Raw genomic sequence first — 26,778 nt, forward strand, 5'->3', positions numbered from 1 at the left:
TCTTTATGTTCGATTGTCAGTCCTAATTACTATATATTGTATGTCATACATATTTTGGCTTTTGTTCGTGATTATTTTTATTAATTTTGCACATCCCTAACTTTTTAGATATTTGTACGTAAGGACGTTATACATTTGGAGTCTATAAGGAGAAAGATTTGTATTTATTTTGGAATTTGGTTTTTGGGAACTCAAATATTGCCCTTCTAAGAATGATAAAAATTGAAAACTCAATGTATTATTCAAAAATCTTTGCATAAATACTCCAAATGGATATACAGTATTGTCATTTATCCTAATATAATTTCCTGTAATTTTTTCAAACACATCATAGTTTGAGGTTATAAATTCTGCCTTCTGTTTAGAAATATTAAATCCATAAAGCTTTGGTGCAACAGTTGTTAAATCTATCTCAATGAACAAAATATTGGCCAACCTAAATTTGCTCTCTTCCCTTAGCTTTAAAAGCAGATAATCATTGAGAAAATTTAAAATCCCTTTTTCTTTTAATATGTTTTCTTCTCTTGACATCATTTCCATAAACAACTTATTTGTTTGATAGAGCTCCAACACAGAGGCATTCCTATCTACAAAATAAAACTTTTTGGTTTGCCCTATTCTAAATTCGGTCAATCCTGCAAATATGCAAAAGTATATCAATTCACAAATCTCACAAATGGGCAGCTGTGGCTTGAAATTCCAGAAAAAATTCTTGTTGTCTTTATTGGCACCCAGAAAGCTTATAAGTCCAGTGTCTAATAAAGCATCCTTTTTAGCAGGTCTTAACCCACAAAAGATGCAGGTGTGATGTTTGTCCTGTTTATTTGTCCTTTCGATTATAGGACCTTCAAAATCATTATAAAACCTGTTTTTTAACCCAGTGGTAATACTTCTTTGCAAAAAACTCTTTTGCCCATAGATAGAGCTTATAGTTGCTAAGTACGTTTTAACATCATTTTCAATAAACTCTTGTTTGTACTCATTTAGCAAACCAATTATTTGAGAAACATATTGCTCAGCATCATCCTCGCTAAAATTCCTTGGCAAAGCTATATTCTGTTTATTTGCTAACTGGTTTAATTTTGAAAACCCATCTATTCTTTTTTTAAAATTGCTCACCTCTTGTTTTAAGTTTTTATCAAATTCATTGTTTTTTAGTTTTTGCAATAGTTTATTGCCTGAATTAATCAATTCATCCGTTCGTGGATACCTCTGGTAAGCTTTTTTGAAAAACTTATCAGAAAAACCTTGTAAACTATTTCTATCAAACTCTATATAGTTTGGTCCAACTGTTATAATATTTTGAGAAGTTATATCTTCTCCATCCAGCATAATCTCAATAAATCCTATAATCCCTGCATTATAAGCCCAATCACCTAAATATACCCTTTCTTTCATAGCCAAATATTCTCCTTTACTATCTTGCTTATTTTGCCACCTCTATAAATCCAAAGCCCTGACCACGCCTGAAACCTATTCCATTCAAATATAGCTCCCTCAAATCTTCAGGGTCTCCTGACAGTTCAAACAAGCCAGAAAACCCTGTCAGATACATATAGTCTTTCTTTGTGTTCTCGATAAACTCAGAAATTCTGTGTTTTACAACTGTTTTTTTAACATTTATTGGCTTGAAAGTAAGTTTATTCTGCAACCCCTTATTTTGCCCATGTAAAAGGCGAATATTCCTTATTTCAAAGTCAACAACATCATTGAAAACATCTTCAAACCCTTCATCAAAAGGTAAAACTGGCATCTTTTTGTCTTCTTCTTTTTTCTCAATTAAGATGGGTGAAAAGGTCTTGAATGTCATTGTTGTATTAAACTGTTCTGGTTCTTTTACCAAATACGTTCTCTTTAGTTTAATTTTGTGAGTCTCAGTTAGATTATACGGATAAAGACGATTGTTAATTAAGCTATTGTATATATTGATAAAAAACTCATAATCAGATGTGGATAAATTCAAAACTATATCGCCTCTGAACAATACCTTATTGTCAGTAAAATTCATATTAAAAAAATTGACTGCAAACACAAACGGTTTTTGCCATTTGTTTTTTTTGCCTTCCCACCAATAAAGCTTTTTAAAGTATTCTTGGTTATATTCCGATAGAGCTTCTTTTATAAAGCTCATAAAAAACGTTCGATAATAAACAGGGAGTTCAAAGATTTCTGTCTTAGGATTTACTATTTCAAATATAAATTTTGCTCTCAAGTAAATTCCTCCTTTATAACATTTAGGCAGGCCCTTGTAGAATCCCAAAATCCTTATGGATTAAGGGATTTTGCTGTATATTTTCAAAGGAATTTCTTCATTTTCGTCCAAATTTATGTATTTGTAATTGCCTATTTTAAGATAAATCAGTTTCTATTTTAGATAAATAATTCTACATTTACCTCTAAATTTCCTGCTTTTCTTTTAAAAATTTGTTTTTTTTGAAATCCGCCCAGCAGTTTCTACCAATCCTCAGCTATTTGCAATAAAAGTCCCTCCCTTCCCATGAGGCCGCAAAAGGAACCATTTCTTCTATCATTGCGATTTTTTCTGCACCACGTTTATTTAACTCTTCCAAAGCTTCCTCCATTGTTTTGTTCACAATTTCTATGGTTGTTGCTGGATTAAACCAAAAAACTGTGCTTGAAATATGCTTATCTCCTGCATAGACAACTGCTCCAATTGCATCTGGAACAGGTGCTGTGTATGGGAAGTGACTTAAAAAAGATAAACACGCTTTTATTTCTTCTTTCATAGTACCGTCTTTTGTATATGATATCTTCAAATGCAGTTGTTATTGTCCTTTCGCAATCTTTTTGGACTACTACCCAGTTTTTTCTTTTGTGTTTATCTTTATATATGCTTTGATCAAGTTCATGAAGTACATCTGCACAAATCTCTTTTTCCTAATTCATTTAGAATTTTTTTAAGTTCTTCTTCAAATTCCAAATAGGTATATTTTTTGTCAAGTAATCCAATAATTTTTTCTGCAACAAGCAGGAATTTTTGAAGTGTATGTTGAATTATTTTTATAAGATCTCACCTTCCTATTTATTTTCTAACTCATCCTCTTGGGAGGATGGTGAGGTAAACCTCTTCCTAACAGCACATTGGGAAATGAATTAAGAGTAGTGTTTGGCATATTTGTGTTTGTATCGGTGTGTTTGTATCGGTAATACTAATTAAACAGCTTTTTAGAAGAAAGAATTAGCTTCTTATTTTCCTTTTATATGGCACGGCTTTTTATAGCCTAGTGTCAATCATTATGTATTTTGCTTTCTTCCTTACAAAGGCTGATGGTATCCTGCAAGAGTAATGGAACTATGTTGATAATGGGTTTTTGGTGTGATATTGCGAAAATAAAGGAAAGGGGGATTTAATTTTATTTATTTTAAACTTATTCCAATGTAAATCAGTAAAGGTATAACTATTATATGGATAAGAAGCCACCAACCCCAGCCTATAGAAGGAGCCCATTTTGTCATGTTATCATCTCCTCTTTCTATACAAACCTTATTGTGTTCAGTATAAGAAGTATTTATTCATTTATTGTAAGGAGATGAAAAGACTAAAAAAGTGTTTTTAAAAATTTCCTAAAATTAAAATAAAAGAGGGTCTTGTATGACTGTTTTGATTTTATCAATTATAGGAGTTATTAGTGGTTTTATATTATTTTCACGAGTTATTATTAAAAATAGTGTTCAACATTATACTGGTAATGTAAAGGTTTCTGTAATTATTCCTGCTAGAAATGAAGAAAAAAATTTACCATATCTTCTTGATAGTCTACAAAAACAAACTTATAAGCCTTATGAAATAATTGTAGTTGATGATTTTTCTGAGGATTCTACAAGCGAAATAGCTAAAATTTTTGGAGCTAAAGTGATAAAAAATAGGGAATTACCCAAAGGATGGACAGGGAAAAATTGGGCTTTGTGGAATGGCTTTTTGGAGTCTAGTGGAGATGTACTTATTTTCCTTGATGCAGATGTGAGACTATCTCCTTTTGCAGTAGAGTCTCTTCTTAAGGAACAGGTGAAAGTTGGAGGAGCGATATCTGTAATTCCTTATCATTACACAGATAAGTTTTATGAAAGACTTGCTCTTATAACTAATATTTTAGGGATATTTGCTTTTACTTCTCCTTTTGAAAGAAAAAGTCCAAAAGGCTTATATGGATCGTGTATAGTAGTGGATAGGGAGAATTATGAGAAAGTTAAAGGGCACTATAGTGTAAAGGGAGAGCTATTAGATGACCTTAATTTAGGTAAAAAGTTCTCAGATGCCAAAATTAACATTAAAAATTTCATTGGATATGACCTTGTCTCTTTTAGGATGTACCCTTATGGTATTATAAGCGAAATACAGGGATTTAGCAAAGGAGCAATTTTGAGTGCAAATACTTTAAGTTTTGGAACGATTTTCTTGATAGTTTTATGGCTTTTAGGACTTATATTAGTGGGATTTATAACTCCTTTTTTGTTTTTTTCTCATTCGTCTATTGCTATTTTTTACGAAATTGGCTATCTTTTTTATACTCTGCAAATACTATATTTTACAAAGTATACAGGAAGATTTGGTATTTTTATTCCTATTTTTCATTTTATTTCGACAGCCTTTTTTATACTAGTAACTTTACATTCCTTTTATCAGGTAGCATTTAAGAAAAAAGTTTTATGGAAGGGTAGGGAAATAAGTGTAGAAAGAAGGAATAATGTATGATTATTCTGCTCAGCATATTGGAGTTTGGCTGTGGTTCATTGATGTTTTCATATTGGATGGGGCTTATGCTGGGAAAAAGATTAGAAGAAGTGAGGGATGGAAATCCCGGAGCTTTCAATTTAGGTCATGCAGCAGGCTTTAAAATGGGAGTCGTCGGCGCTACTTTTGATTTTATGAAGGGCTATTTTCCGCTGGTGTATTTTCTTGAAAAAGGGTATGTTACAGGAAATGCTATTGCAATTGTGGCAATAGCTCCTATTTTAGGCCACGCTTTTTCATCCTTTTTAAAATTTAAAGGGGGCAAAGCATTAGCCACTACTTTTGGAGTGTGGAGTGCCATTACTCGTTTTAAAGCTTCTTTAATCTATGCTGTCATTTTAGGTATTTTAAAATTAGGTGAGAGGCGGTATAACAGAGGAAAGCCTTCTATACCTGAAATAGATGCTGTATTAGACCTTGTAGGTTTTGGTATTCTAGGTGGGCTGTTGTTTTTGAGTAGTGTTGAAAGTTATTTACTTTTACTGTGGATGCTCAACTTTGCTGTGCTTTTATATAAAAGAAAGAATGATATGAATATTGTTTTAAAAGCCAAAATGGTAAAATAAAATATAATTTTAAGTAAAATCAAGTTGGGAGTGTATGAGATGGAATCTATTTGTATTGCAATTTGCACTACTTCTTCGGAGTAATAACCACCGTCTACATAGACTTCTTGGCATTCGATATTTTGTTTTACAATAGGTAGTCTTTCTTTTAAAAGTTCTATATCGCTTTTTATGTTCTTTTCTACCGTATAGTCTGTTATAAGCTGGAAGGGATTTTCTTTTGAACAGGTTTCGATAAGGTTTAAAACGTATCCGCTTTCAGCTTTGTTCCTCTTCGTGCGATAAGGGGCATCCTCATCGTATGCTGACTGAAGGGAGTCACTGGGTATACTTTCGCTGTCTTTGGCCTTAAGCTTCTTGGTTTTTTCGTCGTAGTACGCCCGTTCTGACAGGAATCTTGCGAGGATTCTATATGCATCGGATTTCCCAAGTCCGGGAACGTTTTTGATTGTTTCCTTTGCTTCTTGGCACAGATTCAAGAGCATTTCGAGCCTGCTTTCGCTTTTTGAAGGCTTGGTTTTATGTATCACTTCTGTCTTGAATTTAGGGTTGAGGACTTCTTTCAGGTTCTTGAAAGTCTATCTTCAGGGATGGATTTTACTGGCCCTGTAAAGTACATCAAAGGCAAGGGCGATTCTTCCTGCTTTTTTGATGTTTGGCATGAACAGGGTGGAGTCCATGCGCTGTTCTTTCATGGATATGCCTGCTTCTTTGGCAAAATCTTGGTAAGATTTAAAAACTGCCCGAATATCCAGTCTTCTTGTTCAGGATGTTTTATGAGGTATTGGTATATCCTTGATTTAAAGTCATACAGGGTTTTCTCTAAAAGGTTCATGCCTCCTAATGTCCTTATTCCTATAGCGTAATTTATCAGGTAATTGAAGTTGAAGTTTTCGATAAGTTCATCATCAGAGTAGTTTTTAAGGTGTTTTATATATTCCAGGGAAAGGAGTATGTTAAACGGGAAATTAGGCCTTCCTGTATCACTGTATAAAACTGAAAAGGTTTTTTTCATCGATGTTGCAGAACACGTATTTATAGAATATGGGTGCCCATGATTTTTCTAGTTTAGCCTTTATCCTTGAATCCATGAAGTTAACACTTTCAAATAATGATTGTTGGAGAGGGTCGCTGTTTTCTCTAAACAAGTGCAACTCCCCATTTTTTGTAATTTTTGCTTCTTTGATTCTAACATAATTCTATGAAAATTTGTACTACTTATATTTTTATGTTTATTTATTCAATCTATTTTATATTTATACTTCTTCATAAAGAAAAGAAGCTTTTTATACTAGAATCGATTGTTTGTTATTTAATTTTTCATTTTTGGTGGTCTAAACCCTGCTGCCTGTGCTTCTGCCTCTGTTTTAAACCACACTTCTGCTTTTGTTTTGTCGTACCATGGATCTCCGGGAATATAGTAATAAAAAATATTAAAATACTTTAAACATATTAAAGTTTTTAATAAAACATATTTACTTTGGTTTATTTATGTGACATAATATATATAGGTGATACAGATATGAAAGCAAAAGAAGTTTTGGAATTATTAAGAATCTCAAGGCCAACTCTAACTAAATATGTAAAAGAAGGTAAAATAAGAGTAACGGTTATGCCAAATGGATTGTATGATTATAACGAGGAAGATGTATACAAGATTTTTATGAAAGGGGTTGAGAGGAAAACATATATTTATGCAAGAGTTTCAACCCCAAAACAAAAGAAGGATTTAGAAAATCAAATCAAATTATTAAAACAGTTTTGTTTTAGTAATGGCTATAAAATACATGGAGTATTCTCTGATATAGCAAGTGGAATTAGCTTCGAAAAGAGGAATGAGTTTTTTAAAATGCTTGATGATATTCTTGCGGGTAAAGTGGAAAGAGTTGTGATAGCCTACAAAGACAGACTAAGCAGAGTAGGATTTGAATTATTTAAACATTTATTTAGAAAATTCAATACTGAAATAGTTGTTGTATCAGAAGTTGGAAATGAGAAGCTTGATTCTCAGGAAATAATCGAAGAAATTATAAGTTTACTGCACTCTTATAGTATGAAATTCTACGGCAAAAGAAAAATTCAAAAAATAAAAAAGTTTCTAGAAAGCGAGGTGTTTGAAAATAATAGTCAAGAGGGTAGAGCAGATACAGATAAACGAAAATCATGAATTATATTTTTATTGTGACAAAACGTGCTTTGCAGCAAAAAATTTATACAACTATGCTAATTATATTATAAGACAGGAATTTATAAACAACAGAAAATGGATAAGATATAGGAAACTTAATAAAATGTTAAAAGAACATGAAACATACAGAAACTTACCAGCACAAACAGCACAACAAACACTAAGACTTCTTGATAGAAACTGGAAAGCATTTTTCAGAGCAATAAAAGAATGGAGCAAAGATAAAGAAAAGTTTAATGGCAGACCTCATTTACCAAAATACAAAAAGAAAAACGGAAGAAGTATTGCTGTATTTACAAATCAGCAGTGTAAAATTAAAGATGGATATTTAACTTTTCCAAAAACAGATTTAAGGCTTAAAACAAGGATAACAGAAAATTTAAGAGAAGTCAGAATAATTCCAAAAGGGAGTGTGTATGTTATTGAAATAGTATATGAAAAAGAAATAACTGGAGCAGAAAGACCACCTAAAAAAATTGCAGGCATAGATTTAGGACTTAATAACTTTGTAACTTTGGTAAATAACATAGGCATAAAGCCTATTGTTATTAATGGCAAAGTTATTAAGTCAATAAATCAATATTATAACAAGAAAAAGGCTGAGTTAATGAGTTATGTAGGAGATAAAGGTACAAGCAATAAAATTGAAAAACTAACACTAAAAAGGAATAACAAGATAAAAGACCTTATGCACAAAGTAAGCAGATTTATAGTAAACTTTTGCAAACAATATGATATAGATACACTTATAGTTGGATATAACCCAAAATGGAAGCAGGAAATAGAATTAGGTAAAATAAACAATCAAAATTTTGTGAGCATCCCTTATTATCAATTCATAAACATGCTAAAGTACAAATGCGAAGAAGAAGGGATAAACCTTATACTGGTAGAAGAGAGTTACACCAGTGGCTGCAGTTTTTTAGATGGAGAAGAAATTATTAAAGAAACCTATAACATAACTCGCAGGATAAAAAGAGGATTATTTAGGAGCAACAAAGGTATTTTAATAAACGCGGATGTAAACAGCGCATACAATATTATAAGAAAAGTATTCCCCAAAGCATTTGCGGAGGGGATAGAGGGTGTGGGGTTACACCCAGTTAGGCTTAATATAACCTAACAAAGAATAGTGTTTAATAAAGTTTTAGATTGTTTTTAATACTTTAAACACTATTCATAACCTATCTTTTCTCCTTTGCTGTTGATATTCCCCTTAATTAATCCTCTACCGCTGCTGTCTACATACACTTTGCCCGGTTCTCCGTAATAGCCGTATGGTAGTTTTTGAAAAGTTTTTGATGAAGATGTATTTGAGGTACTGCTGTTTCCACTGCTGCCGGCTGTGTAATCTCCCGGTTTAACATTGAATGAAATTGTCCTGCCGTCGCTTACTGCAACAATAGTACCGCATTCATCTGTTCTGTATACTGTTATCCCCATCGATTTTAGTTTTTCCATTGTCTCTTTATGAGGATGACCGTAGTCGTTCCCTTTACCGCAGGATATTACTGCATACTTGGGATTTACCGCTTTTAAAAATGCCCATGTCGTGGCTGATGAACTTCCATGGTGGCCTACTTTTAAGACATCTGCTTTTAGGTTATATCCTTTATCAAGCATTTCTTGTTCCGATTCTTTTTCTGCATCTCCAGTGAACAAAAATGCAGTATTCCCATAAGTTATTTTTATAACTGCACTGTAATTGTTTAAATCATCATAATGACTACTGTTCGGTGCCAGCATCTCAGCTTTTACTTCATTTCCTAAATCTAATACAACTCCTGCTTTTGCGACGTTTATTAAAAGTCCCTTTGATTTTGCTGCTCTTAATACATTTTCAAATGTCTTTGTGGTTGTTGTTACTTTAGGCATATAAAACTTGCCTATTTGAAAGTTTTCTATTACTGCCGGTATGCCCCCTATATGATCTGCATGAGGGTGAGTTGCAACAAGTATGTCTATTTTGTTAATTCCACGGTTTTTTATGTAGTTCACCACTTTGCTTCCCATTTCGGGTACTCCTGCGTCTATCAGCATTGTTTTGCCTGATGGTGTTTGAATGAATATGCTGTCTCCCTGTCCTACGTCTATGTAGGTTACTGTAAGCGTTCCTGACACTGATATATTTCTACTTTTATTAGACTGCTGTTGGGTTGTAAGGTTATTTGCTTGTGTATTTGTCTGTTGTGTTTGAATATTATTTACTTGCTGTGTTTGAACTGTTTTTGACGAGTGCTGAGCATTTGTTGTACTTGAGCAACCTACAAAGGCAAAAATAAAAATAAAGGTCAAAAGTAATGCGACTAATCTCTTTTTCAACATTTCAAAATACCTCTCTTCTATATTTTTTCGTAAAAATTTTAGTGGATACATATATTATTCTTGAAATTATACCGGTAATTGCACAAACAATAATATCATTTTCATCATAAATAATTATGTTATACAAGTAAAGATATGTAAAAGTAAAAATTGAAATTATGATAAAATCCAAAATTGGAGAAACTTTTTTAATAAGCTTTTTTCTCAAAAAGTCTTCTGCAAAAATTAGTACTATCACCAGGATGGTAACACTAATATATTTAGTTGTTTTTAAATTAATTAAATATCCCTCTCAAAAAATCAGTAATATAAATATGCCTGCTTAGATATGTTGTAGTAGATATTACAAATATTCCTAATAAAATTACAAACAAGCCTAATTTATTATTTTCCATAGTATTTCCTCCTCTATTCTTCTTTCTTTTTGAAAACTATATAAGAATATACAATCGGTACTATAACAGCAGTAATTAACAGCACAAACATCAAAACAGCCACCCATGTACCGCTGAAAAAGGAAGCAAATAAGCCGATAATACCTGCAATGAGCCATAGTTTCCCGCCTAGCTGATGCGTCTTATTCCATGCCTCTTCATCTGCCAGCGTCCATGGGGTTCTTATTCCTACAAAATAATTATGGCGAAGTTTACCCATAGCACTTCCAAATCCAATCAGCATAAAAGGAATAATAAGACTGCCCATTCTACTCATATCAATTCTATAACCTAATGCGGAATATGCGGAAGCAAAATATACTGCTGATAAAATAATTACTAAAACTACCCTTATTACTCTATAAGCTCCAGCAAATTTACCATAGTTGGTTCTTTTAGGGTCAATAAGGGGTAAATATACCATTGCAAAATATATTATGGTAATGATAGATGGAAAAAGAAATATGTCCTTTTTGGGGCCAAATCTATCGACTTGCCCAGAAATATTCCAATGCATTGGAATTTTATCTGGTAAACGTCCAAAAACAGCAAATGTAAAAATCCATATCAATATGATAATTCCAATTAACCACCAATCTTTTTTGATTTCGTATTTCACATCATAGTTTTCATCCATACTATATTACTACTCCTTTCTATGTGGAAATAAATCATTCCTCTACAAACAGAGCTTTTGCAAGGTCTTCGATGGCTTTTTTGCGTTTTTCTGTTTCTTCTTTGTCCACTGTAATATCAAACTTAAGCACATCTCCTTCTTTTGTTTCTTTAGGAAGGAGTTCTTTGGGAAAATTAAAAGTTTTGTCTCCATATTCTATTACTGCCCAGTTCCCCTCAAAGCGGTCTATAATGCATAGTTTTTTTGTTCTTTCAGGCATCGTTAATGCCTCCTTCTCCTTGTTTATCTACCACTATTATACCACATTGGAAAGTTATATGACATGGGCTGATAAAATAAAAAACAGGCTTTGGATTTGCCTGTTAGTATATTACCATCTATTCGTAGTGTGTCCACATCCTATAGATTTTTACAACTTTTTCTCCTTCCAAAACTTCGTATATTATTCTATGCTGAATGTTTATTCTTCTTGAAAATTTTCCTTGCAAATCTCCCTTTAATTTTTCATAAGGGGGAGGATTTTGGTACGGGTTTTCTTTTAATATTTTCAAAATTTCTTTTGCTTTTTTATCCAGTCCACATTCTTCTAGTTTCTTTGCATCTTTTAAAGCATATTTTGAAAACTTTAGTTTATATCCCATCCTAAGTCTTCCTCATCCTTCCATTCATCTAATGGAGTTTTATCTGCCTCTGTAATGCTTTCTCTTAAATTAGGTATTGACAGTAAATATAAGGTTTCTTGAATTGCGTTCCAGTCTTCTTCAGAAATCAAAATTGCGTTGCCTTTTCTAGAAGTTATTTGGATTGGTTCGCTGTCTCTTTTAATCTGCTCAATTATTTTGTATATATTTTGTCTTACTTTTGTTACAGGCATTGTTTTCATTTAAATCACCCCTATGGAGAATTATAACGTACATAAAAACGTACGTCAATAAGAATTTTTAACTTAAGTCTTCTGCATTTACTGTTTTTATGTTGCACTCAGGGAACATTTCCTTAAACATCTCTTCCTGCTCCTCTAAGCACAGTATCTCTATTTCTGTTGTTTTCGTATAGCGGTACTGGGCAAGTATTAAGTAATTTCTTATTTTTGCTATTTTTTCTATATCATTTAGGATTAGGACTACGACTTCTTTATCACTAGTGCTGAAATCTGCTTCTTTCCAGTTTGGTTCTTTTAGGTTGTTTCCATAAACGTTTACGGCTGCTTCTTTTATTAAATCTCTCTTTCCGTGCTCTTTTAAGAGTTCTATTCCGTGTGGATATGGTAGTAACAGCTGTTCTTTCAATCCTAATCCTTCTATGCCATACCTTTTTCTTGCTTCTGGACTTTCGTAAAATACTATGCTTCTGTATATGCCAAGTTTGTGCAGCTTTTCCTGTTCGCTTTTTATGTTGTTTATTTTGTCTTTTGAAGGTTCTTTGCCTATGCTGTATACTGCGTAGTCTGTACGTCCTGTTAAAATACCCAGAAAGAGACTGCTTCTATATGCTGATGGGTTCTCTCCTTTCAGTTTTCTGCTGTCTGTAAACGTCCAGTCTGTTTCTAAAAAGTCAAAGTAAAGGTCGCTTATTTTTTGTATGCGTTCTTTCTGTCCGTGTGCTGTCGGAATCCCTTTTCTTTTTAGGCCTATGCTTTTTACGTATTCTATGCCTTTTGAGCCGAGCATTACGTATCCTTTTAACCTCCTTACGTAGTGAGCCTTTTTTAACTGCGCTATTCTTTTTAGGTAGTAGGCCTTTGTTTCGTATATGTGCGAAAGGTTTTCTACTTTTATCATGCTCAATTCCGCTAGCATTTCTAAAAGCTTTTTGTCACGTTCTGTTAACTCTACATTTACAGGCATTTGGCACTCTCCTTTCATGTTTTATGATACGTTTTGATAAGTTTTTAACAAATTTGATTCTATTGTTCCTACTTTTCTTCGGGAATTATTATCCAGGCGAGCAGATACAGGATTATGCCTGTTCCGTAATAGAAGCTCATAAGTGCCCAGATAAGTCTTACTAACGTAGGGTCTACGTTCAGGTGCTTGGCTACCTCCTCAGACTCCGCCTATCAGCCTGTCTTCTTTTGAGCGGTACAGTCTTTTTTCCATTTAAGATTCTCCTTTCTTTTATAGTTTTGTTTTTTTTTCTGCTGCCTTTTTAGAGGTTTTATTTAAGAGCTTTTTAATTGCCCGGCTGTACTTTTCCGAATCTTTTTCAGGGTTTTCAAGACCTTTTTCTGCTTCTTTGTTTTGTGAAGGGTTTGGCTTCTTTTCTGGATACCCGCTCCATGTCAGATTCACAGCTTATCACCTCGCTTTTTAATTGTACGTTTTTGGAACATCTTTTTAAACGTTAATATACATACTACTTGGGTTTTTGAAAGGACTGCCTTTTTCTTATACTTTGCAGGGTTTTGTTTGCTGCGTTTTTGTACCTGCTTCTTGATAAAAACCGCCTCCGCTGCCTTTAGCTTTCCTGCTTATGTTCCTGTATACCAGCAGTAAAGTTCTTTTCCTTTGTTCTGCTTCTTCTACTGCCACTTTTACTGATGTGTTTCTTCTTTGTTTATTTTGAGTAAACTGCTAAGCAGCTGCCTTTTATTTTTGTAACGTTCTCCTACTGCCTTAATTTGCTCTGCTTTTCGATTGTGTACATGTTATCTAAGTTTATGACGAACCGGTTAACAAAAGCAATTACTTCTAAGTCTTCATCAGCTACTTTGTGCGCTTCGAAACGTATTGTTATTGTCTCAGTAAAAACCTTTTTGTTACTTAATAGGCACCTGTAATCAGTACCATACAGGTTTGCTAACTTTTCTAAAACGTCCACACTGATTATTTTTGTACCTCTCTCATAACGTGCAAGCTGCCTTTGGCTAATTCCCAGGTACTTTGCTGCCTGCTTTCTGGTAAAACCGCTTTGACGGCGCAGTTCACGCAGCTTTCTGCCTATTTTTCTGTGCAGTCTTCTTTTCATAAACACCACCTCTACGTTTTTAAAATGTACAAGCCAGCATTCTGCAAGGCTTTAAAACGAACCTGCATTTTTATAAGGGTTATGTACTTTCTCAGTCCGTTTATGCAGATGCGGTAGTAACAGTCTCTTTATTCAGAAACCGTCTCCTACTGCCTTATACTTAGTAGGTTCCTCCGTTTGTAATACTTTATAAAGATAGAATTGGACTCTTTATTAACTATCGTGCTCTTACTGCCCTACGGCAGCTGTCCGCCTTTTTATCAAAAGGCAGCCAGCTGCCTAAAAATAATTAAAGGGTAAAACCCTTCGATTAATAATCGAATAAAAACTTTCTATCGATTATTTTTATCATGCCTCTATGAAAAGAAAACATCGATTTGTTCGTTATTTTATCAATTTATCTAACTGTCTTTTTGAAAAAATGAAAAAATGCTTATTTTAGGGATAGTCTTTTTGCCTTTTTTTAACCTTATTTTTGAAGAAAAAAAAGGATAGGTAAAATTAAAAAGTAGACAGGATTTTTGTTAGTATTTCTGGCAAGTATTTATTATATTTTATTACATAAATTTCAGTTTTTGGATTTTTACTAAACGCAGCATTAAATCCAAAGGAAACATATTTGTAAGTATCATCCGGGATTATTCCTGAATACTTAATACCGTTTATAATAGGACTAATATCATAATTATCTACATCTGTGTTTTTTACAGGAAGATAAAATCTAACAAAAACAAAAATGCGATCAAAAGAAACCTCAAGTTTGGTTTTCCTTAATGCAAAAGTTATGTTATTTGTCCACCTTTCTTTTTCTTCTTTTTTTGTTATTTGCAGCCTTGAAGGGTAATCCATAATTGTGAGTTTTACAGTATTGCCATTATCTAAGATTTCAGTTTTTACATCATCCGGAGGAAAAATTTTTACTGGTTCCTCACCTGATCTAATTCGATAGTTTAATGCCCAATAAAGTTCCTTTCTTACTTTTTCAATAGCAGCGTATGCGCTTAGGAGATGCTTTATCTCAACTTCTACTTTACCTACTATTTCTTTCTCCATAAAAACCACTCCTTTCCATTTTTTCGATTTTATCCAACAAAAGCTCTATCTTGTTTAAAGCAAAAATAGTCCTGTCCCAGAATGTGTAGTAAAAATCTAGCGCTTTTCTTGTAGTTTCACTCATGTTTCTTTCGTTCCAAATAGGTGAATCAACGTCTACACGAACGTTCAGCCTTCTTTTCTGCTCCTTTCTTTTTGCCATCGTATTACACCTCTCTTTTACTTCGCACAATATACTGACTTTGTGCTCTTAAAACTTGCAATACCTGATAAAAGAAAGAGGCCGGCAAATGCTTACATATTGAGAAAGTCATTCACCAGCCCTTTCAAGATCTCTTCATTGGTTTTCTTTTTGTTATTATTATCAGACTCTAACGGTACAGTATTTTTATTCAAACCTGTGCCTACAGGTTGAGCCTTAATCATTTCTTTTATTTCTGCAATGTCTGCTGAGAGTTTTTCTATTTCTTTCTGCATTTTCTGTATGTTATCTGATATTTTATTTATTATTTCTCCATTTTTTACATAAAATCGGAGTGCTTCTCTTATAAAATCCGTTCTTTCTTTTCCCTGCAGGTTTGAAAGAATTTTTGCAATTTGTGGGTCTTCACTACTGTTGATGCGAAAGCTATATTTATTCATACATACCAACTCCCTGAAGTTTTAAACGGTACCACATGTAAGTCCCGTTCTTTCAAGGTTTTAATGACTATTATCTTTTAAAATGGTTCCAGTCCTGAAGCAGCAAAAGTAAATCAAAAACAAAGTGGCCCCACTTCGGAGGGAAAAAACAACTCAACTACTTGATTTTTAAGGCACTAGAGGTGGAGACACTTTTATTTAGAAGTGGTACCAACCTCTTTAAAAAAATACGCTTAATGCTCTTATATAAAGGTTTTAAGCCCGGTACCACTCTTTTAAATTCAGTAGATGGTTGATTTTTAAGTGTTTCCTTAATCTCTGCTATATCCTTTTCGATCTTTTGGATTGTTTCTCCGTACTTGATATAAAAATACAAGGAACTTCTTATAAAGTCTGCTCTTTCTTTTCCTTCCAAAGAAGAAAGAATATGTTCCAGTTCTGTATCTTCAGTTCTTGTTCTAAAGGAATACTGCATCTTGCCCAACTCCTCTTTACAGGTTATTTTTGTACCTCTGCTACTTTCAAAAAGCCCAGTGCATTTGCAAACTGAGCATCTTTTACTAGTTCTACGTTCGTATGAATGTTTTTCAAGTAGGGATATAAATCGGCACCTCCTCCACCTGCAACAAATATAACCATTACTTTATCAAGTATTCCTTTTAAGCTTGTATATATTCTCTTTTCTATCAGTTTTGCAAGCTCTTTCTTCAGCGCAGTTATTTCTTCTGTAAAGTCAATATATTTACCTTTGAAGTAAATGCTTCCTTTGTTTAAAATTGTTATAAAATCTCCCGTATCAAGGTTGGAACCGGTTTTAAGGGTATATATCTGCTCCATCGCAGTAAATATCTTCGAAATCCCTACATCAATAGTTCCTGATAGATCTGCAAGGAAATAAGGTCTGTCTTCTATAAAAAATACGATATAGTCTGTTGTCTTGAAACCTATATCAATCAACACTATATAGGAATCACTTAAAAGATATTTGTCTAAATCCTCTAGCAAAGTATAATATACTGCACCTGCTGCCTGTGGGAAAACAGTAACTTTCTCAAATTCTATAGTTTTCATTAGTTTGTATTCCGGCAGCGATATAAGCGCTTTATAGTTTTTGAGCTCTTCTTCAAAAGCCTTTTTATATGTCTGAAACTGCTTTAAAGGAAGGCCGGTTACAAGGTTTACAGGTTCATTTTCATTCATTGTAAGGAGAAACACTGCTGTTGCGAGTAGTGCTTTAGCCTCAGGTTCAGTGTATTTGTCTATGTCCAGTGCAAACGAGTTAGAAAAGCCTTCTCTTTTTGCAAGGTTACCTACGTAATAGGAATTTTCACCTGTTTTGTCAACTATTCTTACATGCAGGTTTTCTATGATGTCGTTTGTGTTGAATATGCCTGCTAATGGCCTGTCAAAGCCTATTGATACAATTGAGGGAAAAAGTATTTTTTTATTCTGGCTGTTTACTCCTTTTACATAGCCAAATCCTAAATCAAGTCCGATATTCACGAACAAAACCTCCTTTGAATTATTTTGTGCTGGTAAAAGGATCCTCCAGGTCTTCGTCTGTGATTTCTTGAAAATCTTCATCTATGAAATCTGTTTTTTCTTCTTCGATTTTTGATTTTGATGCAGTATTGCTTTCTTTTCGATTCTGCGGTTTTGCCAAAAAAGAAACTTCTTCTGCAATCACTTCAAGAACACGTACATTTTTTCCATTTTTATCTTTATAGCTTCTTCCCTGAAATCTACCAACAACTGAAACAAGAGTCCCTTTCCCTGTATACTGCTCAAGAATTTCAGCAAGCCTGCCCCATGCTGTTACTGGTATAAAGTCTGTATCACGAACACCTTCCTTGTTTGTGTAATTTCTGTCCACAGCAAGTGTAAAATTGGTTACAAACTGTCCAGACTGTAGAGGCCTTTTTTCTACATCTTTTGTAAGTCTTCCTACAAGAAATACCTTGTTAAGGCTCATTTTTATACATCTCCTTTCTTCATTTTTAATTATACATTTATATATTATTATCGTCAATAAATAAAAATAAAAGAGGCAGAATTTATTCTCCTGCCTCTTTTTCTGCTTTTTTCAGCTTAAACAGTTCGTTTACATCTGCATTAAGAGCATAAGCCATTTTTAGCGCAGTTTCTATACCCGTGCTTCCTTTTCTTATTTTTACTATGTTATACATTTCTTGCGGGCTCATATCCAGTCTTACTGCAAGCTGGGCTCTTCTTAAGGCCTTTTTCTTCAAAACCTCATCTACGTAAAGCTTCACATCCATTTTCTTAAGTTCTTCTTTTATTTTTTCATCTCTTTCTTTTTCTTCTTTTGAAACTCTGGTATAAAGGGTTTTGTCAGGTTCTTTATATTCCTCATCAACTCTTCTTAATGTATAAAGTCTGTTTACATCTACTCCCAGTGCATAGGCCATTTTTAAAGCCGTTCTTATGCTTGTTGATTGGTTTTTGGTAAGTATGTGAATGTAGTTTGGAGATACGTCAAGCATGTTTGCAAGTCGCCTTAAAGACATGCCTTTTTCATTTAAAACTTCACGAATATGATTTTGGAACCTGTACTGCTTTAGTATGTCTCTTATTTCTTCGTCTTTTTTTATCTCTTTCAGCTCTTCCAGAAGTTGATCCTTGCCTTTGAAGTCCTCCGCTCTTTCTGTTATGTCAATAAAAAGCTGTGTATCAAAAAGAAAAATGTTACACCCGGGACAGGTAAGTACAGGCACATTTTCAGCTCTGTACCCATCTACTTCAAAAGTTTTGTATACAGTTACAAGTTCTCCTCCACATTTTGGACATCTGATTGGACGAGTCATCTTTTGCACCTTCTTTCTGTTCTCTGATAAAGATTATATACTCATTTGTTGATTTTGTATACCCTTAATTTTATGAAAATATCTGCAATTTCTGGATCAAACTGAGTTCCGGAGTTCCTTTTTATTTCTTCAAAAGCTTCTTTAAGGCTCAAAGCCTTTCTATAAGGCCTATCGTTTGTCATTGCATCAAAAGCATCGGCTACTGAAATAATGCGGGAAAATAAAGGAATTTCTTCGCCTTTTAAACCTATGTAACCCTGCCCGTCAAAGTGTTCATGATGGTAAAGAACGGCTTCAGCAATGGCATCATTCATTTTTTTACTTTTAATGTATTCATATCCATAAAAGATATGTTTTTTAATAATTTCTCTTTCTTCCTCATTTAACTTTTCAGGCTTATTAAGAATTTGTTGTGGGACCCATAGCTTTCCTATGTCATGCAGTTGTGCAGCAAGCAGCAGTTCTATTATATCGTTGTGCGACATGCCCATAGTTCTTGCTATTTCTTCGCATATTTTTGATACACGCATTTGATGATATTTCAGTTCTTCGATGTCTGTTGTGTTTGTTGCTGCAAAATACGGTTTCAATATATATCATCCTTTCTTTTAAAGAGTTTCAATAAAAAAAAGACAGGAATTGTCCTGCCTCAGACTGTTAACAAAATATCGGGAACCCTTTATGATGAGAAGGGTTCCTTGTTTTTTTTTAACAGTACAAAGGAAAAGAGGAGAGGAGAAGAGAGATGCTATCAAAGAAAGAGGATGCAAGACATCAAATAGAATTTGTAAGCACAGACCAATTAGTACCCCAAGACCACCTTTTAGGAAAGATAGAAAAAGTCATAGACTTTAGCTTCATATACGATTTAGTAAAAGACAAATATTCCGAGGGTCACGGCAGACCAAGCATAGATCCAGTAGTACTCATAAAAATACTTTTCATTCAATATCTTTTTGGCATACCATCGATGAGGAAAAATTGTCCATGCAAGCGATGCTTGTTTTTGCTGCCATGAATTTAAAAATTTTCATTTTGATATGCATATAGAAATTTAAAACCATTAAAGTGTATCATATGATCAGGATTGTCACCAAGCCAAATTTCAGTTTCCCACGCGATATTATCAATATGTTTTTTAAATTCCGTGAACTACCATCCACCTGAAGAGGTGGAGGCTTCCTGCTTCATCGACCAGACTTGCTACCGGGAGGAAATCCCTAGTAGTAGAGGCCTAATCTCCACAGGCGTAAATTCGGGTAGTTCCTACCCTACTAACCACTTATATAAACAATCCCATAGTTTCTCAAGTTTCTTGCTGCATTTTCGTCCCTATCATGAATCGTTCTACATTTAGGACATTCCCATATCCTATCCTTCAATTTTAACTCCTTATTGATATATCCACATATACTACACATTTTTGAAGATGGGAATGTCCTATCTACCTCTATAACTCTCCTGCCATACCAATCTGCTTTGTATTTAAGATATTTTAAAAACTTTGACCATGAACTATCAAGAATGTGTTTCGATAATCTTGTTTTTGATAATCCCTTTATGTTCAAATTTTCGACCACCACGACTTGGTTCTCGTCTATGATGGCCTTAGAAAGCTTGTGCAAAAAATCTTCCCTGGCATTCTTTACATACTCATGTTCTTTTGCAAGCCTTTTTCTTGTCTTCTCCCAGTTTTTAAAGCCTTCTTCTTTCCTTGATAATTGCCTCTGCATCTTTTGAGTCTCTTTTCAGCTTTGATAAGATATTTCGGATATTCGACCTTCAAAGTTCCTGTATCATTTGTAATTGTTACAAAACTTTCCAAACCCAAATCTATTCCACAAATAAAATTCTTTGGCTCTTCTACACTATTTCTTGGGTTTTGTACATCTACAAGTATACTTACATAATATTTGCCTGTTTTTGTTTTTACAACTGTTGCAGATTTTACTTTTCCTTCAAACTTTCTGTGAAATGTTGTTTTTATTCCATTTTTTATCTTTGGCAAATAAATAAATCCTTTTTCAAAATCTATTCTAATTGTTTCATTACCATTTTTGAGTTACTGGTTATTTGTTGTGTATGACTGCTTATCTTTCTTTTTCTTAAACTTCGGCATTCTAAAATGTTTCGGGTTTTTGAAATGGTCACTGAACGCCTTTTCTTGTTCAAGTTGAACATTTGCAAGTGCAAGGCTGTCTACTTCCCTTAGGAAAGAGTATTCCTTTTTATACTTTGCTGGAGTTGTTCTTGGAATTTTTCTACCCTGTCTTAAGGTTTCAAGCTTTTCTTCTAACATTTTGTTCCATACAAATCTACAGCAACCAAAAGTTTTTTCAAAAAATTCTTTCTGAGCTTTATCAGGATATATTCGATACTTATATGCTTTCAGCATTTTCTTTTCTCACCCTGACTCTCGATATATCTTCTAATTACCTCAACTGGAACACCACCACTTGTCAGTAAACAATAACTTCTTGACCAAAAATATTCCTTCCATAGTTTTTGCTTAATTTCAGGAAATTCTTTTTTTACGAGTCTTGAAGAGGCACTTTTATAAGCATTTATAAACTTGGAAAGTGGTGTTGTAGGAGTTGCCTTGAACAAAACATGAATGTGGTCTTTATCATGATTCCACTCAATTAGGGTTACGTTGTAATTGGGTTGAATGTACTCAAAAATTTCTTTTAGTCTTTTTGAAATTTTCTCATCTATCACATCTCTTCTGTATTTTGTCACTAAAATCAAATGGTAGTAAAGAAGAAATACTGAATGTTTATTTGAGTCAAATTTCATAATCATCACCAGTTTTATTATATACCGAAACTGAATATTTATCAACCACAATTCATCTCCATCTTATAGAAGATGGAGACTTCTTACGGAATGTTCTGTTAAATTTAAATTGATTAAGAATAAACAATTAGGACTTTTCTTAGCTTATATTATATCATGTTTAGCCAAATTGTGTCCACCACACTCAAAAACACACCCGCTGCTTATCACACGCGTCAGATAAGGGAAACCCAACCCGAATGGAAGACCGATCAAGTTGCTAATTGCGTACTGCCTGTTGGACAGCAGATGCAGAATGTATGCCTCTCTCTTATCTCTTTGATTCTTTTTTGTTCGTTTTTTCTATTACTGCGTTTATTTCTTCTATTATTCTGTCAACATCTTGTCTTTATATATTTAACAAATTTTTCAAGACTCTCTTTATGAAATGTAAACACAATGACTTTGCTTAAGAGTTCTTGTGCATCAGATGTTCTACTAAGCCATCCTGCTCCATCCATAAGTACGGCTATTTCATATCCTTGTGTTTTGTTTAAATCTTCTGCACATCTTATAATAGTCTTTCTCTTGTTAGTTTGTCCGCTACTTGTAGTTAACATATACATTACTTCTACCAATATTTTTAGGTTTTCTTTATTATCGTATATGGCTACATCCCATTTTCTACCTAATACTTTTTTGTTTATCTTTTTGGCGTTAATACCGTTTTTTGTTAGATACTCTATTAATATGTCTTCGTACTTATATCCTTCTTCTGCTTTTGATTGCCCTTTGGAAGAATATGTATACATAAAATTTAAGAGATTAATTATGTTTGATTTAATTGCTTCGTTCGTAGCAGCGTTATTATCTTTTGCTATATTTATAATCTCTTTTAATCCTTCAAAAGGTTTTTCATATTCTTTTTTGATAGATTTTAAAATACTATCAAATATGTCTCCGTTTATTAAAGATTCTCTCAAAAAATCCGAAAGAACTCCGCTAAAAGCCTTAGTAACAATTAAAGAAACTAATTCTTTGTAATCGCTCCTTTTTAATGCTTTCTTCAACTCGCTACTTTTATCTGGCAGTTTGTTGTTCTTAGAATAATACTTTTCAATATATTCTTTTAACTTCCCTTCATTAACTTTCCCGTTTTCATACTTTTTTGATAAATATAAATTTAATCTACCTAGTAATTCATACGAAGAAAGACCTATTGTAATAAACATATTTAAATAATTATCGTTTTCAACAAGAAATTTTTCAATTTCCCATTCGTTTTTAATATCGATCTTTACAATATCTTCTACAAATTTTTGAATTATAGCATTATTTTTGTTTTTTGATTTTGTATCCTTCTCAATGTCAAGTAAAAGATAATTTCTAAGCAACATTGGCGAAAGAAGATAGGTGTTTAGTAATGTATAATCCCTTATATTTGCTTTATCTTCTACTTTCCACACTTTCATCTACCTCCATCAGTTTAGCATATTTTAATACTTTACTCCATGAATTAAAAATTGTAAAAAGTTCACTTTGATTTATTCCCAAATAGTTTTCTACTTCATTAATATCAGGTAATCGCCCTAATTGTTTAGCCAATTCGCCAACTTTAATTTGTATATCTTTTTTGTTCATAAAGGCTTTTTTAATGGTGTGAGTTTGACCACTAAATAAATTTAGACAATCTCCTTTGAGCCTCTTTTGAGAAATATCGACACATTTTGGATCTATTTCGAATCCTAAATATGCTCTACTAAGATTTTTAGCAACAACAACAGTTGTCCCAGTACCCACCATGGGGTCAAGAACTATATCATTTTTGTCCGTAGATAGTCTTATAAGAAAATCTAGTAATTTTTCAGGCAATTGATTCGGGTGTTCAAGTCTTTTTGAAGCATGTTTAATTCTATGAATATCCCATCTGACATCTCTTATCTTTACCCTATCGTTTACCCCATTGAGCTTTCTCTGCTTCCTGCATTTCTCCCTCAGACAAAAATTATAATCACGCTGTTCGTTCCCGAGATAGTGAGATTTAACCGCTGCAGTCTTGGACAGCCACAAAATAGAGTAATGGGCCGGAATTAATTTCCCGCGTGGCTCTCCCTGGTTATCCCATACTATCCATCGCTGCAGGTAAAATCTCGGAATTAATCTGTATGCAACCTCGTGTGCCCATTTTGGTATGTTCAGATAAAACAAACTGCCTTGAGGCTTCAATACTCTGAAACAGTCGTTTATCCATTTTATCGTCCAGTCGATATAATCACCTCTCTCATCGTGGTAATTCGCATATGGTTTGCCCAAGTTGTACGGCGGGTCGATAAAAATCATATCTATCGAATTATCCGGTAGCTCTTTTAAACCTTCAATTAAGTCAATAAGCATGACTTTATTTTTAGCCTCATCAGGAAGAAAATTAAAAGTATCTGTAATTTCTTTATCTTCACTTTGTTGAATTTCTCTTGAAGCAACTTCTCTATCTACTCTGCCAAACATAAGTTCAAAAAAGTGATAAACTTTATCCGGCACTCTGTTTCCTATTATTTCATGGGCAGATAGGTTTAAGTGCTTCCATACATCGGAAATAAGCGTGCCTTCCGGATGCATGAGATGTTTCTTGCCACCCCAATCTTTTAATGTCTCTCCGCAAAATGAACAGTAAGCATGGGGAATTCTTACTTTGTTTATTTTGAAATTTTTTGAAAAAATTAAAACTCCGACGTGACTCACAGGAAGTGATAACTCTGTATTTTCTTCAGGCTCAAAATGAATTACTATATGGTACTTAAAAGAAAACCCGAAATTGCTTAATTTCTCATACCAAAAAGGTAAGTATTTTGGACTGTCATAAACTAAAATATTATCATATTTCTGGATTTTTTCGTTATTAAGTTCTATAGTGACTTGTCCTTTAAAAGGATAAGATAAATCCTCTCTGTTTATTAAATTCTCAATAAGCAAGGCATTTTCACTTTCTATTTTTTTATTGGTTCGCATTTTTTATCACACTCCTAAGTGTTATTATAACATATAATTTAGAATATTTCCTGAACAAAAATATAGTAAGTCCCGTATGCTTCTGAGCCTCCCCATGGCTAAAGCCAGGCGGTTCCTGACTCGCCATGAATATCCGTTTGTCAGCCTGCCTTTCTTCCCTGAACATCCCCTCAATATGGGCATGTCATAGGAAGCGTCAGCATAAACATCATTCAAGACGGCTTTCGGTACAACCTGCTCCGGCCCGCCATAGGCGTCCTCACCGGCTAATGAGACCGATTCGGCTCTCGCGGGTTCGGCGTTAAGACCTGCATCCGTGCCCGGGACGGCTTCGCCCCGCTGGCTCATCACCGAAAAGCACAGCGCAGAAGCCCCTGGCTTTAGCCATGGGGCCTATGACTTCAGCGTAAGGCAGTTGACCGCTTTATGTTTTTTTAAATCCTCTATTAATTCTTCAACGTTATCTCTTATAACTTTATAGAGGTTTATTAATTCACTATTTATATCATTTACAACTGCTTTTTGGGGCTGTAATTCAAATAAAACAGCTCCACCTCCAAGAAAAGGTTCATAGTAGATTGAGAAATTTTTGGGTATATATTTCATTATATAATTTAAAATTTGTCGTTTCCCGCCAACCCATTTCACAACGGGTGCAACTAACTTGTTTTTTGCCATACGTGAATCAACCTCAACTCTTAAACAAGTAATTTCCATGACACTTTCATATAAGATTTTTCTTTTGTACCCTATTAAAGCTTCATGAACTATTTTTTGCATCGGTTGTTCCAGCTGTTCTGAAAGTTTTTTTAAATTCTCATATGTCTTTGCATCTATTCTTATGGTTATAGTCTTATTTATCACATTTATCACCTAATATACTTATTTATCTACTTTTTAATATATAACCTTTTTATCAAAAATACAACAATTTCATTTGTCTTCCTTTGTGAAAATGAAGTTAAAAAAAGAGGCAGTATTAGTCTGCCTCTTTGTACGCCTTTATTACGCTTGCCACTATTTCTTCCTTAAGTTCCCTTTTCAAGGGGAATGCCACAAGAGAGCGCTTACCCTCTTTGTTGATATGGTCTGGAAGAGCTACAATTAACCCATTTTTCCCCTGTATTACACGTGCAACTACTGCAAAAGAATCGTCGAATATTACCTTTGCAAAGCCCTTTAACCTCCCGTTTTCATACTTCTGGAATATAGTCTTGGTTATCTTCATGAAAAACAGCTCCTTTCTCTTTTTTTTAAAATAACAAGATTGAAGTTAAAACAGTAGCAATAAAAATTGAAGGACCAAAAATTGTTTCTGTTTTTAAGTAGGTTTTGTTTTTGATTCCTTTAAGTGTCCCGTATACAGTTACTATCATTCCAGCGACAAAGAGTAGAAATATAATGTTGTTTCCAAAAAAGAAAGCAAGCGCAGTGAGTAGTTTTACATCACCTCCCCCCAGTTTCCCATTTGTGATGATATATATTGTAAAAAGCACTGCAAACACTGTAAGCATGTACATAATACTTTCCGTAAACCTTGCCGGGTTTAGAAAGGCATTTAGAATTATCCCATAAGTTAATATTACTGCAGGAATCCAGTTGTCTATTTCTTTTCTTTTGTAGTCTGTCCATGCTGCATAGGCTGTAAGTACAATTACCGGAAAGCTTAAAATAATTGAATGCATTCTGCTCCGCCTACCTTTCTAGAACTTTTTCGAGTTCTTTTATGGTAATGCAGCTAAAGTCTTTGTAGTAAAGTTTCCACTGCCTGTTTGAAGGATTTATTACAATAAGAAAGTCTCCGTTCATTTCTTTTATTCGCCTTGCTTCACTTACAAGTCCGGATGATACTATAATTTTTCTGGTCGAGTTTTCTAAAACAGTATTAACAATTTCGTCAACCTTATTAGGTAAGTCGAAAATTATAACGTCAAAAGAACTTCTTGCAAATCTTATAATATTCTCCACATCCCCAGGAGTCATGTCTTTTATAAAACTCAATTTAGGAGGGGCCTGCAGTATTGAAATATTTGGGCTGTATTCAATGAGATTTTTAAAAAAGCTTTCTTTTGTCTTTTCTTTTAGATATATCCCTATGTGAGGGATAACAGGCAAATCTAATAGAAAACTTAAGTCAGAACCCCCATCCTGAAAATTAAAATCTATTACAAGAATTTTTACGTTTTTATCAAACATTTCCATCAGCCTTTTAACAGTAGTAGTCTTCCCTACTCCGCCTTTTACGCTCCAGACAGAAATTATTTCCTGTTTTATTACTTTCACTTTTTTGTCGTTTATCGTGGTGTTTTTCAAATAGTCTTTAATATTGATTGCGTTATCAAAAATTCTCGAAACATCAAATCCGTCATTTATTATCACATCATATTTTTTCTGTCTTACCCTTATTAAAGCTGACTCAAGAGATAAAGCAATGTCACAAGGTTCCCTGTTTTTTACTGCCTCAATTGTTTTTGGATTATTTGATATGAGAAGGTTCAAAAGCATCATCTCCTTGCCTAAAAATTTTTACATAAAAAAATAAAGACACTGAAAACAGATATTTTTTGTTTTCAGTGTCTTTAAAGTGAGGAGAGTTAAGGAATCTCC

General features: G+C 33.6%; 32 protein-coding genes and 5 pseudogenes. 5 read left to right on the forward strand and 32 right to left on the reverse strand.

Annotated elements, in window-relative coordinates; translation table 11 throughout:
• Nucleotides 1-96 precede the first annotated feature (96 nt).
• From cas8a1 to THYS13_RS13850, 4 genes and pseudogenes are all read right to left on the reverse strand, one after another.
• On the reverse strand, nucleotides 97-1,398 hold the full coding sequence (gene cas8a1, locus THYS13_RS06445; RefSeq protein ID WP_235603269.1) for a type I-B CRISPR-associated protein Cas8b1/Cst1: 1,302 nt from the start codon (nucleotides 1,396-1,398) through the stop codon (nucleotides 97-99).
• Between the two features lie 28 nt (nucleotides 1,399-1,426).
• Nucleotides 1,427-2,212, reverse strand: coding sequence for a CRISPR-associated endoribonuclease Cas6 (gene cas6, locus THYS13_RS06450; RefSeq protein WP_042833664.1), 786 nt, complete (start codon nucleotides 2,210-2,212; stop codon nucleotides 1,427-1,429).
• 256 nt (nucleotides 2,213-2,468) lie between these two features.
• Complete coding sequence (locus tag THYS13_RS14135; RefSeq protein WP_042833665.1) at nucleotides 2,469-2,747, reverse strand: hypothetical protein; 279 nt, start codon at nucleotides 2,745-2,747, stop codon at nucleotides 2,469-2,471.
• Nucleotides 2,737-3,025: pseudogene (locus THYS13_RS13850) on the reverse strand (UPF0236 family transposase-like protein); the annotation flags it as partial. The gene THYS13_RS14135 and the pseudogene THYS13_RS13850, both read right to left, overlap by 11 nt.
• A 588-nt stretch (nucleotides 3,026-3,613) precedes the next feature.
• On the opposite strand from THYS13_RS13850, the gene THYS13_RS06460 reads away from it, so the two are divergent.
• Complete coding sequence (locus THYS13_RS06460) at nucleotides 3,614-4,714, forward strand: glycosyltransferase family 2 protein (protein ID WP_042833666.1); 1,101 nt, start codon at nucleotides 3,614-3,616, stop codon at nucleotides 4,712-4,714.
• On the forward strand, nucleotides 4,711-5,319 hold the full coding sequence (locus THYS13_RS06465; RefSeq protein WP_042833667.1) for a glycerol-3-phosphate acyltransferase: 609 nt from the start codon (nucleotides 4,711-4,713) through the stop codon (nucleotides 5,317-5,319). Before THYS13_RS06460 ends, THYS13_RS06465 begins: the two co-directional genes overlap by 4 nt.
• Here THYS13_RS06465 and THYS13_RS14625 read toward each other — a convergent pair.
• Together THYS13_RS14625 and THYS13_RS14630 are read right to left on the reverse strand one after the other, a co-directional pair.
• Nucleotides 5,223-5,804, reverse strand: a complete 582-nt coding sequence (locus THYS13_RS14625) for a hypothetical protein (RefSeq protein ID WP_235603272.1) — start codon at nucleotides 5,802-5,804, stop codon at nucleotides 5,223-5,225. The genes THYS13_RS06465 and THYS13_RS14625 overlap by 97 nt on opposite strands.
• A 206-nt stretch (nucleotides 5,805-6,010) precedes the next feature.
• On the reverse strand, nucleotides 6,011-6,334 hold the full coding sequence (locus THYS13_RS14630; RefSeq protein WP_235603277.1) for a transposase: 324 nt from the start codon (nucleotides 6,332-6,334) through the stop codon (nucleotides 6,011-6,013).
• 507 nt (nucleotides 6,335-6,841) lie between these two features.
• Between THYS13_RS14630 and THYS13_RS06475 the strand changes: the two genes are divergently transcribed.
• Both THYS13_RS06475 and THYS13_RS06480 read left to right on the forward strand, forming a co-directional pair.
• Nucleotides 6,842-7,486: an IS607 family transposase gene (locus tag THYS13_RS06475; RefSeq protein ID WP_042833668.1), complete on the forward strand. Its 645-nt coding sequence runs from the start codon at nucleotides 6,842-6,844 to the stop codon at nucleotides 7,484-7,486.
• Nucleotides 7,434-8,630, forward strand: coding sequence for an RNA-guided endonuclease TnpB family protein (locus tag THYS13_RS06480; protein ID WP_042833669.1), 1,197 nt, complete (start codon nucleotides 7,434-7,436; stop codon nucleotides 8,628-8,630). The genes THYS13_RS06475 and THYS13_RS06480 overlap by 53 nt, the downstream gene beginning before the upstream one ends.
• Before the next feature lie 50 nt (nucleotides 8,631-8,680).
• Here the strand turns inward: THYS13_RS06480 and THYS13_RS06485 are convergent, their stop codons facing one another.
• The 17 genes from THYS13_RS06485 to THYS13_RS06560 all read right to left on the reverse strand — a co-directional run bounded on the left by THYS13_RS06485 (nucleotide 8,681) and on the right by THYS13_RS06560 (nucleotide 18,980).
• Nucleotides 8,681-9,829: a ComEC/Rec2 family competence protein gene (locus THYS13_RS06485; protein ID WP_369819214.1), complete on the reverse strand. Its 1,149-nt coding sequence runs from the start codon at nucleotides 9,827-9,829 to the stop codon at nucleotides 8,681-8,683.
• A gap of 411 nt (nucleotides 9,830-10,240) precedes the next feature.
• Nucleotides 10,241-10,903, reverse strand: a complete 663-nt coding sequence (locus THYS13_RS06495; protein ID WP_042833670.1) for an SdpI family protein — start codon at nucleotides 10,901-10,903, stop codon at nucleotides 10,241-10,243.
• A 34-nt stretch (nucleotides 10,904-10,937) separates the two neighbouring features.
• Complete coding sequence (locus THYS13_RS06500; protein WP_042833671.1) at nucleotides 10,938-11,162, reverse strand: DUF3006 domain-containing protein; 225 nt, start codon at nucleotides 11,160-11,162, stop codon at nucleotides 10,938-10,940.
• A gap of 118 nt (nucleotides 11,163-11,280) precedes the next feature.
• A complete protein-coding gene (locus THYS13_RS06505; RefSeq protein ID WP_042833672.1) occupies nucleotides 11,281-11,544 on the reverse strand; it encodes a Txe/YoeB family addiction module toxin in 264 nt (87 codons plus the stop codon).
• Nucleotides 11,529-11,786, reverse strand: a complete 258-nt coding sequence (locus THYS13_RS06510) for a type II toxin-antitoxin system Phd/YefM family antitoxin (RefSeq protein ID WP_042833673.1) — start codon at nucleotides 11,784-11,786, stop codon at nucleotides 11,529-11,531. The genes THYS13_RS06505 and THYS13_RS06510 overlap by 16 nt, the downstream gene beginning before the upstream one ends.
• A 58-nt stretch (nucleotides 11,787-11,844) precedes the next feature.
• Nucleotides 11,845-12,750, reverse strand: a complete 906-nt coding sequence (locus tag THYS13_RS06515; RefSeq protein ID WP_052210477.1) for a hypothetical protein — start codon at nucleotides 12,748-12,750, stop codon at nucleotides 11,845-11,847.
• Nucleotides 12,751-12,818: 68 nt separating this feature from the next.
• On the reverse strand, nucleotides 12,819-12,932 hold the full coding sequence (locus THYS13_RS14635) for a PspC domain-containing protein (protein ID WP_369819215.1): 114 nt from the start codon (nucleotides 12,930-12,932) through the stop codon (nucleotides 12,819-12,821).
• A gap of 88 nt (nucleotides 12,933-13,020) precedes the next feature.
• Nucleotides 13,021-13,194, reverse strand: coding sequence for a hypothetical protein (locus THYS13_RS14275; RefSeq protein ID WP_161485928.1), 174 nt, complete (start codon nucleotides 13,192-13,194; stop codon nucleotides 13,021-13,023).
• A gap of 316 nt (nucleotides 13,195-13,510) precedes the next feature.
• Nucleotides 13,511-13,870: a helix-turn-helix domain-containing protein gene (locus THYS13_RS06520; protein ID WP_042833674.1), complete on the reverse strand. Its 360-nt coding sequence runs from the start codon at nucleotides 13,868-13,870 to the stop codon at nucleotides 13,511-13,513.
• A 501-nt stretch (nucleotides 13,871-14,371) separates the two neighbouring features.
• The gene (locus tag THYS13_RS06525; RefSeq protein ID WP_042833675.1) at nucleotides 14,372-14,923 is read right to left on the reverse strand and encodes a hypothetical protein; all 552 of its coding nucleotides are present in this window, start codon (nucleotides 14,921-14,923) and stop codon (nucleotides 14,372-14,374) included.
• Nucleotides 14,901-15,125 carry a hypothetical protein gene (locus tag THYS13_RS06530; RefSeq protein WP_042833676.1) on the reverse strand — a complete coding sequence of 75 codons (225 nt, stop codon included), beginning with the start codon at nucleotides 15,123-15,125 and terminating at the stop codon, nucleotides 14,901-14,903. The genes THYS13_RS06525 and THYS13_RS06530 overlap by 23 nt, the downstream gene beginning before the upstream one ends.
• A gap of 92 nt (nucleotides 15,126-15,217) precedes the next feature.
• Complete coding sequence (locus tag THYS13_RS06535) at nucleotides 15,218-15,565, reverse strand: hypothetical protein (protein ID WP_042833677.1); 348 nt, start codon at nucleotides 15,563-15,565, stop codon at nucleotides 15,218-15,220.
• A 157-nt stretch (nucleotides 15,566-15,722) separates the two neighbouring features.
• A complete protein-coding gene (locus tag THYS13_RS06540) occupies nucleotides 15,723-16,040 on the reverse strand; it encodes a hypothetical protein (RefSeq protein WP_042833678.1) in 318 nt (105 codons plus the stop codon).
• Between the two features lie 23 nt (nucleotides 16,041-16,063).
• Nucleotides 16,064-17,068: a ParM/StbA family protein gene (locus THYS13_RS06545; protein ID WP_042833679.1), complete on the reverse strand. Its 1,005-nt coding sequence runs from the start codon at nucleotides 17,066-17,068 to the stop codon at nucleotides 16,064-16,066.
• Between the two features lie 19 nt (nucleotides 17,069-17,087).
• The gene (locus THYS13_RS06550; RefSeq protein WP_042833680.1) at nucleotides 17,088-17,537 is read right to left on the reverse strand and encodes a single-stranded DNA-binding protein; all 450 of its coding nucleotides are present in this window, start codon (nucleotides 17,535-17,537) and stop codon (nucleotides 17,088-17,090) included.
• Between the two features lie 82 nt (nucleotides 17,538-17,619).
• On the reverse strand, nucleotides 17,620-18,390 hold the full coding sequence (locus THYS13_RS06555; RefSeq protein WP_042833681.1) for a helix-turn-helix domain-containing protein: 771 nt from the start codon (nucleotides 18,388-18,390) through the stop codon (nucleotides 17,620-17,622).
• A gap of 41 nt (nucleotides 18,391-18,431) precedes the next feature.
• The gene (locus tag THYS13_RS06560; RefSeq protein ID WP_052210478.1) at nucleotides 18,432-18,980 is read right to left on the reverse strand and encodes an HD-GYP domain-containing protein; all 549 of its coding nucleotides are present in this window, start codon (nucleotides 18,978-18,980) and stop codon (nucleotides 18,432-18,434) included.
• A gap of 155 nt (nucleotides 18,981-19,135) precedes the next feature.
• On the opposite strand from THYS13_RS06560, the pseudogene THYS13_RS06565 reads away from it, so the two are divergent.
• Nucleotides 19,136-19,369: pseudogene (locus THYS13_RS06565) on the forward strand (transposase); the annotation flags it as partial.
• 41 nt (nucleotides 19,370-19,410) lie between these two features.
• Here THYS13_RS06565 and THYS13_RS14910 read toward each other — a convergent pair.
• From THYS13_RS14910 to THYS13_RS06610, 9 genes and pseudogenes are all read right to left on the reverse strand, one after another.
• Nucleotides 19,411-19,524 (reverse strand): annotated as a pseudogene (locus THYS13_RS14910) (BsuBI/PstI family type II restriction endonuclease); the annotation flags it as partial.
• A 140-nt stretch (nucleotides 19,525-19,664) separates the two neighbouring features.
• Nucleotides 19,665-20,785: pseudogene (locus THYS13_RS06570) on the reverse strand (RNA-guided endonuclease TnpB family protein).
• Entirely contained in the window at nucleotides 20,779-21,186 is a 408-nt protein-coding gene (gene tnpA / locus THYS13_RS06575; RefSeq protein ID WP_042833683.1) for an IS200/IS605 family transposase, read from the reverse strand. The pseudogene THYS13_RS06570 and the gene tnpA overlap by 7 nt, the downstream one beginning before the upstream one ends.
• Before the next feature lie 374 nt (nucleotides 21,187-21,560).
• The gene (locus tag THYS13_RS06580; RefSeq protein ID WP_042833684.1) at nucleotides 21,561-22,637 is read right to left on the reverse strand and encodes a hypothetical protein; all 1,077 of its coding nucleotides are present in this window, start codon (nucleotides 22,635-22,637) and stop codon (nucleotides 21,561-21,563) included.
• Entirely contained in the window at nucleotides 22,612-24,171 is a 1,560-nt protein-coding gene (locus THYS13_RS06585; RefSeq protein WP_052210479.1) for a site-specific DNA-methyltransferase, read from the reverse strand. Before THYS13_RS06585 ends, THYS13_RS06580 begins: the two co-directional genes overlap by 26 nt.
• Nucleotides 24,172-24,594: 423 nt before the next feature.
• Nucleotides 24,595-24,849, reverse strand: a pseudogene (locus THYS13_RS14915) (DNA adenine methylase); the annotation flags it as partial.
• A gap of 301 nt (nucleotides 24,850-25,150) precedes the next feature.
• Nucleotides 25,151-25,399: a SpoVG family protein gene (locus THYS13_RS06600; RefSeq protein ID WP_042833687.1), complete on the reverse strand. Its 249-nt coding sequence runs from the start codon at nucleotides 25,397-25,399 to the stop codon at nucleotides 25,151-25,153.
• A gap of 25 nt (nucleotides 25,400-25,424) precedes the next feature.
• Entirely contained in the window at nucleotides 25,425-25,856 is a 432-nt protein-coding gene (locus THYS13_RS06605) for a prepilin peptidase (protein WP_052210480.1), read from the reverse strand.
• A 10-nt stretch (nucleotides 25,857-25,866) separates the two neighbouring features.
• Nucleotides 25,867-26,670 (reverse strand): AAA family ATPase, encoded by an 804-nt coding sequence (locus tag THYS13_RS06610; protein ID WP_235603279.1) that lies wholly within the window; start codon nucleotides 26,668-26,670, stop codon nucleotides 25,867-25,869.
• Nucleotides 26,671-26,778 lie beyond the last annotated feature (108 nt).

It is taken from the genome of Thermoanaerobacter sp. YS13, assembly GCF_000806225.2.
Taxonomy (GTDB): Bacteria; Bacillota; Thermoanaerobacteria; order Thermoanaerobacterales; family Thermoanaerobacteraceae; genus Thermoanaerobacter; species Thermoanaerobacter uzonensis.